The organism is Actinomadura darangshiensis (assembly GCF_004349235.1).
GTDB lineage: Bacteria > Actinomycetota > Actinomycetes > Streptosporangiales > Streptosporangiaceae > Spirillospora > Spirillospora darangshiensis.
Genome location: NZ_SMKY01000327.1, coordinates 1 through 9,207 on the forward strand (window position 1 = coordinate 1; position 9,207 = coordinate 9,207).

Consider the following 9,207-nt stretch of genomic DNA (forward strand, 5'->3'; position numbering starts at 1 on the left):
CACGGGGCCGGGCACGCGGCGCTGCTGGTGGGGGCGGGGGTGGTGACCGCCGTCCCGCTGATGCTGTTCAACGCGTCGGCCATCCGGCTGCCGATGACCGCGATCGGCATGCTGCAGTATCTGGCGCCGGTGCTGCAGTTCCTCATCGGGGTGTTCGTCCAGCACGAGGAGATGCCGCCGAGCCGGTGGGCGGGATTCCTGCTGGTGTGGCTCGCACTGGTGACGCTGACATGGGACGGGTTGAGCGCCGGACGCCGGGAAGCGGTGCCCGAAATCGTCTAGAGAAGCTAGAGTTCCGGTCGTCGAATGCCGGATTCGAGGAGTTCCGTTGCGTCTGATCAGCGTCACCGTCCTGGGTGCGGCGCTCATCACGGCGGGGATGCTGGCACCGGCGACCGGCGGAGCGACCGGGCAGGACGCGGTCTCGGTGGAGCCGGCCAGGGCGCGACCTGGGGAAAAGGTCCGGATCTCGGTGCCTGGATGCAAGGGCCGGGGGCGGGTGGCGATGTCCGAGGCGTTCACCGGACATGCCGTGGACGGCGACGCCACCGTCAAACGGGACGCGACGCCCAGCACGTACCCGGTCGTGGCGCGCTGCGGGTCGCGGAAGGTGACCGGCGAGGTCCAGGTGGCGGGACGGGTGGCCTGGCCCGATCTCCTCCCCGTGGACCGGCGCGACCGATAAGCCCCTTAAGGTCCGTTTTTTCCCTTTTCGGCGCCCGCTACTCTGCGTGGCGATTCCCTGGCGCGGGTCCGCCACCTGGACAGACGCTGTCAGGGTGGCTCAACAGATGAGACAACCCGTCCAGCAAGTGATGGACGTCGCCCGATATGGGCTGATATTTCTTCCTTCGATCCCCTTGATCACGTCAAATGATCATGTGATACTTCCAGCGAAATATACAAATCGCCCAAGCCTCACAGACATGGACAGACATCTCTAATCGCCCACCGCTGCCTTGCGGACCGCGACCGCTAGGAGGCGGCGGACCGAGCGGTTCGTCTACACGCAAGGGGCAGTAGGAACGTGTCCGTTGACGCTGGTGCCTTCCCCACCCGGCGAGCGAAGAACTTCCCTCTCTACACCACGGTCTCCCGATTCGTCCGCGACCCGCTACGGGAGATCCTGCGCATCAGCACCGCGGCCGGCGGAGAGGTGGCGCGCCTCGATCTCGGCGCGTCCCACCCCTACGTGGTGACCCACCCCGACCACGTCCAGCAGGTGCTCAGCAAGGAGTCGCAGAACTTCGTCCGGGACGGCACGTTCTGGCGTCCTCTGTACGGCCTCTTCGGCGACAGCATCATGTCCGAGTACGCCGAGTGGGAGCTCAGCAAGCGGGTCCTGCAGCCGGTGTTCTCCACCCGCACCATCAGGTCCCTCAGCGACCACATGGCGCGGGCGATCAACGAGGCCGTCCGGCAGCTGGACGAGCCCGCGCGCGACGGCCGGCCCATCGAGGTGCTGCCGGAGATGGGGCGGATCGTCCACGACACCGTGATCAAGGTGCTGTTCGGCGACAAGATCCGGCAGGCGGAGGCAGACCGGCTGATCCCGGCGATGGAGAGGCTCGCCACCTCGATCGCGTTCCGCTTCCTGCTGCCGTTCGTCCCGAAGTCGATCCCGCTGCCCGGCGACCGCGCCTTCGCCGAGGGCCTGCGTGTCATGGACGAGACGCTCTACGAACTCGTCGAGCGGTTCCGATACGACGCCGGCGAGGGCTACGACATCTTCACCGCGCTGTGCAAGGCCCGGATGACCGAGGGCAGCGGCCTGGACGACCACTGGGTCCGTGACAATCTGCTCGCCATGTGGGCCACCAGCACCGAGACCACGACCGTGGCGCTGACCTGGCTGTGGCCGATGCTCGACCGGCAGCCCGAGATCACCGGGCGGCTGCGCGCGGAGATCGAGGAGGTCGTGGGGGACGAGGCCGTCCGGCCCGAGCACCTGCACAGGCTGCCGTACGTGAAGCAGGTCATCCAAGAACTCCTGCGCATGTATCCGGTCGGCTGGATCTTCCCTCGGATCGCGCTCGCCGATACCAGCATCGGCGGCGTCCCCGTCAAGGCCGGGCAGACCGTGCTGATCAGCCCGTTCCTCACCCACCGCCTCGGATCGGTGTGGGAGCGGCCGCTCGAATTCGACCCCGAGCGCTTCACCCCCGAGCAGAACCGCGCCCGTCACCGCTACGCCTACTACCCCTTCGGGGGCGGGCCGCACCAGTGCATCGGCAGGCACGTGTTCAACATGGAGGCGGAGCTGATCCTGACCGCCATCCTGAGCCGGTACCGCCCGTCGCTGCGGCCGACGGACGGCCCGGTCGAGGCGCGGATCGGCGCGACGCTCCGTCCCAACCAGCCGCTGTACCTGACCCTGGAGCGCCTGGAGCGGAGTCGATGACGGAGACCGCGTCCGACGAGCTCACCGACCCTCCTCATCCCTGCACCACTCCAGCACTTGACGCGGGCACGACCTGCGCCGTCGCCGGGCAGGTGCAGCGGCACATGCGCGCCTGGGCCGCGGAGCATCCCGCGCTGTACGACGCGAAGGCGTTCGATCCCGCGCTGTTCAGCACGCTCGCGCTCGCGGCGGCGTTCAGCGGCCCCGGGCTCACCGCCGGCCGGCTGCGCATGGCCAACCGGGTCTGCCTCTGGTGCTTCGGCCTCGACTGGCTGATCGACTACGCGGCGTCGTCCCGCGCGGAGGTGGCGGAGCTCGTCCGCCGGTGCGAGACGGCCGCCGACGGCGCGCCGGCCCCGGATGGCGCCTCCGCCGAGGACGAGCTGGCGCGTTTCCTCACCGATATCCGCGGCGAACTCGAGACCGAACCGACGTTTCCCGCTTTCCGCGACGTCTGGCGTGACGAGCTCCAGCGGATGCTCGACGCCATGGCACTCGAATTTGACTGGAAGGCCGCACGAGAAAGGGGCGAGCGCGGCCCGGCCTTCGAGGAGTACCTGGCGAACGCCGACAATCTGGGCTTCTCCTTCGTTCTCACCTCGCACTGGATCGTCTCCGGCGGCGGTGGGAACGTTCCGGTGGTACGTGAGGCGATCCGCGCCGTCCAGCGGGTGATCCGCCTGTTGAACGATCTCGGCACCTACGAGCGCGATGTCCAGTGGGGTGATCTGAACGCCCTGCTGCTCGACCGGCCGCGCGCCGAAGTCGAGGCACGGATCGGGGAACTGACCGGCGAGGCACGGGCACGGCTCCGGGACGCCGGGAAGAGCGTTCCAGAGTTGGCGGAGTACATGGAACGGCAGATGGACTTCTGCGCGGGCTTCTACGGCGTCACCGACTTCTGGGGCACGTTGTGAGCGTCGACGACCGTCCCGTTCCGAGAACCACCACCGCACCGTCCCGCCGGCCGGCACCCGCACGCCGCCACGACGACCTGGCCCACGCCGCCCGCGACCTCATCGGCGGGCTGGTCGCACACCCGTGGGGGCAGGTCTCGCCCTCGGTGTACGAGACCGGCCGCCTGGTCTCCTTCGCGCCATGGCTCCGCGGCCACGACCGGCGCATCGCCTATCTCCTCGGCACGCAGCGGCCGAACGGCACGTGGGGAGCCCCGAACGACGGGTACGCGCTCATCCCGACCCTGAGCGCGGTCGAGGCACTGCTCTCGGAGCTGACGGGAGCGGACGGCCGGAGGCGGGACGACCGCGTGTGCGCCCTCCACAGCGGGTGGCTGATGCGGGCGGCCGATCTCGGGCTGCGGGCGCTCGGCACGCGGATGTGCGGCCCCTCCGGGGAGTCCCTCGAACTGCCCGACCTGCCCGCGATCGAGCTGATCGCGCCGGCCCTGGTCGAGCGGATCAACGCCGCGCTGGCCCGGCTGACCGACCGTCCCGTGCCGGGGCTCGCCCCGTGGGCGGGACGTGAGCTCGGCGCCCCGGCGGGCCTGGACCGGACGAAGCTGAGCCTCGTGCGGGCCCTGCTCGGATCCGGCGCGGAGGTGCCGCAGAAGCTGATGCACGCCCTGGAGGTCGCCGGGGACGGGTCGGCCGGACCGGCGTGGCTGAGTCCCGAGCCGACCGGCACGATCGGCGCCTCGCCTGCGGCGACCGCGGTCTGGCTGGGGACGCGGGCGATGGACGAGCCGAGCAGCCCCGCTCGCTGGTATCTGGAGACCGTCGTCGACCAGCACGGCGGCCCGGTCCCGTGCGGCTTCCCGCTGACGGTGTTCGAGCGCGGCTGGGTGCTGGCGTGGCTGGTCCGCGCGGGCGTCCCCGTGACCGTCCCTCCGCGGCTCGTCCTCAGCCTGACGGCGCCGCTGGGCCCGGCGGGCACCCCGGCCGCGGACGGCCTGCCCGCGGACGCCGACACCACCGCCGGCGCGCTGTACGCGCTCGCCCTGCTCGGTGCGCCGCACCGGCCGGACTCGCTCTACGCCTACGAGACCGACTCCCATTTCTGCACGTGGCAGGGCGAGGACGGGGCGTCGATCACGACCAACGCGCACGTCCTGGAGGCGTTCGGGCAGTACCTCGCCACCGGCCTGGCCGACGCGGAGGCACCGCGCTACTCGGCGACCACGGCGAAGGTCGCGCGCTGGCTCCGCGGGCAGCAGCGGCCGGACGGCGGCTGGTCGGACCGGTGGCACGCATCCCCCCACTACGCGACCGCGTGCAGCGCGATCGCGCTGGCGATGTTCGGCGGGGAGGACTCCCGCCCGTCGGTCGCCGCGGCCAGGCGCTGGGTCCTCGGGACGCAGCGGCCGGACGGGGCGTGGGGGCGCTGGGAAGGCACCGCCGAGGAGACGGCCTACGCCGTCCAGCTCCTGACGTTGACGACCGCGGCGTCCGGCGCCGAAGCCGACGCCGCCCGGAACGCCGTGTCACGGGCCGTACCGCACCTGATGCGTTCGCTGACCGGCGAGGACGCGCACGAGCCCGCGCTGTGGCACGACAAGGACCTCTACAAGCCTTCGGCGATCGTCCGGGCGGCGGTGCTGGCCGCGCTCCACCTCGCCCGCGAGATCCCGGGCGAGGCGTCCGCCGCAACCCGTGCTACCGAGTGAAATAGGCCACACCGGTGGACCCGACACACCCCTCGAAAAGCGACAAAGTGCCTGCCGTTGACGATTCACCTTGAGGGGTTATGGTCATGTTGCTAGTCTTCCATGCCGTATGGAACGGCGGCTAGCCGTCGCCCTTGCACCCACCATCGCGCGATCCGCACCGGGCTAATCCTGGCAGCAGCGGGTTGCGAGCCAATTCACATATTGTTGGGGCGATTGTAATGCGCTTCCGCAACTCGCGCCTGAGAACCAAGATCACGGCCCTGTTGCTTTCCCTCGTGGCACTCTGGAGTTTCGCCGCGTGGGTGACCCTGCGCGAGGGCGTCAATCTGCTGGGCGTCAGCGCGCTGGACAGCGCCCTCGCCCAGCCGACCGACCCGCTCCTCGCCGACCTGCAGCGGGAACGCCGGCTGTCGGTGGTCCAGATCGCCAGGCCGAGCGCCGCCAACAGGTCGGCGCTGCAGGCGCAGCGCACGCGGACGGACAAGACACGCGCCAAGGCGGTCGAACTCGCGCGCGGCGGCAACGTCTCCCGCTTCGGCGGCGACACGCTCGAACGGCGCGTCGACCAGATGCTCGTCCGTTTGCGGGCCGTGGACGCGACCCGGCGCTCCGTCGACGCCGGATCGGGCGACCACGGCCGCGTCGCGAACGGATATTCCGAGGTCATCGACTCCATTTTCCGCGTCTACGATTCGCTCGCGACGCTGGACGACAAGGATTTCGCCCGCGACACCCGCTCGCTGCTGGAACTCAACCGCATGTGGGAACTGCTTTCCCAGGAAGACGCTTTGCTGGCGAGTTCCCTCGCGGTCGGCCGGATCACGCAGCCCGAGCTCATCACGTTCACCCAGACGGTCGGCACCCGCCGGCACAACACCGCGCAGACGCTCGCCGACATTCAGGACTCCGACCGGACCCTCTATGACGGACTGACCAAAAGCCGGAAGCTCGCCCAGGTGCAGGCACTCGAAGACGAGGTCATGCAGAACCGGCGGGCTCCCACGGCGAAACAGAACCGCGCCCTGGCACGCCCCTCGGTGACCGCCGACCAATGGAGCGCCGCCGCCGAGCCCGCCCTCGACGAGATGCGCAACACCATCCAGGCCTCCGGTGACCGCCTCGTCGACCGCGCCAAGCCCATCGCCGTCGGCGTCATCATCCGGCTGCTGCTGGCCGGTGGCCTCGGCCTGCTGGCCGTCGTCGCGTCCATCATCGTGTCGATCACCACGGCGCGCGCCCTCGTCCAGCAGCTCGAACGGCTGCGCGGCGCCGCCTGGGAGCTGGCCGAGCAGCGGCTGCCCGGCGTCGTCGAACGGCTCGGGCACGGCGAGAAGGTGGACGTCGCCGTCGAGGCGCCGCCATTGCAGTTCGGCGCCGACGAGATCGGGCAGGTGGGACGCGCGTTCAACGCCGTCCAGGAGACCGCGATCCGCACCGCCGTCGAGCAGGCCGAACTGCGCCGCGGCATCCGCGACGTCCTGCTCAGCCTGGCCCGCCGCACCCAGACGCTGGTGCACCGGCAGCTCACCATGCTGGACACCATGGAGCGCCGCCGCGACATCGAGGTCAAGGAGCTGGAGGAGCTGTTCCGGCTCGACCACCTCGCGACCCGCATGCGGCGCAACGCCGAGAACCTCATCGTGCTGTCCGGCTCCCTGCCCGCCCGCGGCTGGCGCAACGCCGTCCCGATGGTGGACGTCGTCCGCGCCGCGGTCGGCGAGGTCGAGGACTACACCCGCGTCACCGTGCTCCCGTTCGGCCCCGTCGACCTCGCCGGACGCGCGGTCGGCGACGTCACCCACCTGCTCGCCGAGCTGATCGAGAACGCGGTGTCGTTCTCCCCGCCCGACACCATCGTGCAGATCGGCGGCCACCTCGTCGCCAGCGGCTTCGCCATCGACATCGAGGACCGCGGGCTCGGCATGACCGACGACAAGCTCGTCGAGATCAACGGCCGGATCGCCGACCCGCCCGACTTCAACCTGCAGAGCTCGGTCCAGCTGGGCCTGTTCGTGGTCAGCAAGCTCGCCGAGCGCTACAACCTCCAGGTCTCGCTGAAGCGGTCCGCCTACGGCGGCACCACCGCGGTCGTCGTCATCCCCCGCGACCTGATCGTCGAGCAGGGCCCGGCGCCCGTCCCGGCCGGCACCACCACCCGGAACGGCCTTGAGGTGCGCCGCCCCGCCGCGGTCGGCGCGGTCGCGGGCGCCACCACGACGACGCTCCCGCCCGCGGGCACCGGCCCCGCGCTGGTGGCGGTTCCCCCGCCCGCACCGGAGGAACCGGCCACGCGGACGCCCGCCCCCCTGCCGGAGGCGGAGCCCGTGCGGCAGGACGACGTCCCCGCGGACGGCGGACGTCCCGACACCATCGAGCCGGAGGACCAGTCACCCGTGCCCGACAACTCCACCACACCGTCCGGTCTCCCCGTCCGGGTGCCGCAGGCGAACCTCGCCGAGCCCCTGCGCGCCGACGGGCCCGCCGCCGCGCAGGAGCCGGACGAGCCCGACGACCCGGGCCGCTCCCCCGCGGAGATCCAGCGGATCATGGGCTCCTACCAGCGCGGCACCCAGCGGGGCCGCTCCGACGCGGCCCGGTCGGACCAGAGCGGCGAGACCCTCGGCACCAACGCAGCGGAAGGCGAGGCAGATCAGTGACGCAGAAGGCCGGTTCCACCTCCGATCTGGGCTGGTTGCTGGACGACCTGATCCATCGGCTGCCGCACACCCGCAGCGCGGTCGTGCTGTCGGCCGACGGCCTGCTCATGGCGTCTTCCGAAGGCATCACGCAGGACGACGGTGAGCACCTCGCCGCCGTCGCCGCCGGGATCCAGAGCCTCGCCAAGGGCGCCGGCACCCGCTTCGGGGGCGGCCCCGTCCGGCAGACGATCGTCGAGATGCAGTCGGCGTTCATGCTGGTCACGGTGGCCGGCAAGGGCGCCTGCCTCGCCGTCCTCGCCACCGAGGACGCCGACGTCGGCCTGATCGCCTACGAGATGGCGATGCTGGTCACCGCCATGGGGCACCACCTGACGTCGCCGTCGCGCTCGGAGTCCGCCGCGGAGGGCCGCCCGACATGATGCCACCCGAGGACCCGGCGCAGGACCACTGGCCGGAGGATCCGGCGACCCAGCGGCCCGCCCAGGACCGGTTCCTGGACGAGAACGCCGGCCCCATGGTCCGGCCGTACGTGATGACCAGCGGCCGCATCGAGCCGACCCGCGGCAAGTTCGACCTCATCACCCTGGTGGTGGCGGTCGGTCCCGAGCCCGAGGGCGCGATCGGCCTCGGCCCCGAGCACCTGGCCATCATCCGGCTCTGCCAGTCGGTGCTCTCGGTCGCCGAGATCACCGGCCACCTCGACCTCCCCGTCGCGACCGTGCGGGTGATGCTCGGCGACCTGCTCGACAAGGGTTTCGTCTCCATGCAGGAACCCGAACCGGAGGCGGACATGCACGACATCAGGCTCTACAAGGCGGTGATCGATGGTCTCCGGGCCCTCTAGAGGCGTGCGCGCCCGCCGGCTCCCCACCGCGGTCAAGATCGTGATCGCGGGCGGTTTCGGGGTCGGCAAGACCACGATGGTGGGCACGGTCTCCGAGACCCAGCCGCTGCGCACCGAGGAACTCCTCACCGACGAGAGCATCGGTGTGGACGACATCTCCGGCGTGGAGCGCAAGGACACCACCACGGTCGCGATGGACTTCGGCCGCATCACCATGCGGAACGAGTACGTCCTCTACCTGTTCGGCACCCCCGGCCAGGAGCGCTTCTGGTTCATGTGGGACGAGGTCTCCATCGGCGCCCTCGGTGCCGTCGTCCTCGCCGACACCCGCCGCCTGTCCGACTGCTTCCCGTCGGTCGACTACTTCGAGCGCCGCGGCACCCCGTTCGTCGTCGCCGTCAACTGCTTCGAGGGCGCCAAGCGCTTCGACCTTGCGGAGATCCAGGTGGCCCTCAACCTCGGCCCCAAGGTCCCCGTCATGCTCTGCGACGCCCGCAGCCTCGACTCGTGCAGGCAGGTCCTCATCGACCTGGTCCTGCACGCCATGAAGTCCCGCGGCCTCACCGAAGAACCAGAACCCCAGAACGCCTGAGAACCAGCCAAGAGAAGAGGCCGCGCGATCGCGCGGCCTCTTCTCTTTGGTCAGCCTGTTCTTGTTATCACGTAGTCGCAGAGG

General features: G+C 70.6%; 8 protein-coding genes and 1 pseudogene. All 9 read left to right on the forward strand.

Annotated elements, in window-relative coordinates:
* A pseudogene (locus tag E1293_RS39980) lies at window positions 1–282 on the forward strand (EamA family transporter RarD); the annotation flags it as partial.
* Between the two features lie 46 nt (window positions 283–328).
* The gene (locus E1293_RS39985; RefSeq protein WP_132204190.1) at window positions 329–685 is read left to right on the forward strand and encodes a hypothetical protein; all 357 of its coding nucleotides are present in this window, start codon (window positions 329–331) and stop codon (window positions 683–685) included.
* Window positions 686–1,027: 342 nt separating this feature from the next.
* Complete coding sequence (locus E1293_RS39990) at window positions 1,028–2,401, forward strand: cytochrome P450 (RefSeq protein ID WP_132204192.1); 1,374 nt, start codon at window positions 1,028–1,030, stop codon at window positions 2,399–2,401.
* On the forward strand, window positions 2,398–3,318 hold the full coding sequence (locus E1293_RS39995; protein WP_243717277.1) for a terpene synthase family protein: 921 nt from the start codon (window positions 2,398–2,400) through the stop codon (window positions 3,316–3,318). The genes E1293_RS39990 and E1293_RS39995 overlap by 4 nt, the downstream gene beginning before the upstream one ends.
* Window positions 3,315–5,024 carry a prenyltransferase/squalene oxidase repeat-containing protein gene (locus tag E1293_RS40000; protein WP_132204194.1) on the forward strand — a complete coding sequence of 570 codons (1,710 nt, stop codon included), beginning with the start codon at window positions 3,315–3,317 and terminating at the stop codon, window positions 5,022–5,024. Before E1293_RS39995 ends, E1293_RS40000 begins: the two co-directional genes overlap by 4 nt.
* 278 nt (window positions 5,025–5,302) lie before the next feature.
* Window positions 5,303–7,684 (forward strand): sensor histidine kinase, encoded by a 2,382-nt coding sequence (locus tag E1293_RS40005; protein WP_243717279.1) that lies wholly within the window; start codon window positions 5,303–5,305, stop codon window positions 7,682–7,684.
* On the forward strand, window positions 7,681–8,106 hold the full coding sequence (locus tag E1293_RS40010) for a roadblock/LC7 domain-containing protein (RefSeq protein ID WP_132204198.1): 426 nt from the start codon (window positions 7,681–7,683) through the stop codon (window positions 8,104–8,106). Before E1293_RS40005 ends, E1293_RS40010 begins: the two co-directional genes overlap by 4 nt.
* Window positions 8,103–8,531 (forward strand): DUF742 domain-containing protein, encoded by a 429-nt coding sequence (locus E1293_RS40015; RefSeq protein WP_132204200.1) that lies wholly within the window; start codon window positions 8,103–8,105, stop codon window positions 8,529–8,531. The genes E1293_RS40010 and E1293_RS40015 overlap by 4 nt, the downstream gene beginning before the upstream one ends.
* A complete protein-coding gene (locus E1293_RS40020; RefSeq protein ID WP_132204202.1) occupies window positions 8,512–9,123 on the forward strand; it encodes a GTP-binding protein in 612 nt (203 codons plus the stop codon). Before E1293_RS40015 ends, E1293_RS40020 begins: the two co-directional genes overlap by 20 nt.
* Window positions 9,124–9,207 lie beyond the last annotated feature (84 nt).

Excerpts from the sequence above, each read along its gene's own strand:
- E1293_RS39995 (WP_243717277.1), top strand. The coding sequence starts at position 2,398 with ATGACGGAGACCGCGTCCGACGAGCTCACCGACCCTCCTCATCCCTGC.
- E1293_RS40015 (WP_132204200.1), top strand. The coding sequence starts at position 8,103 with ATGATGCCACCCGAGGACCCGGCGCAGGACCACTGGCCGGAGGATCCG.
- E1293_RS40020 (WP_132204202.1), top strand. The coding sequence starts at position 8,512 with ATGGTCTCCGGGCCCTCTAGAGGCGTGCGCGCCCGCCGGCTCCCCACC.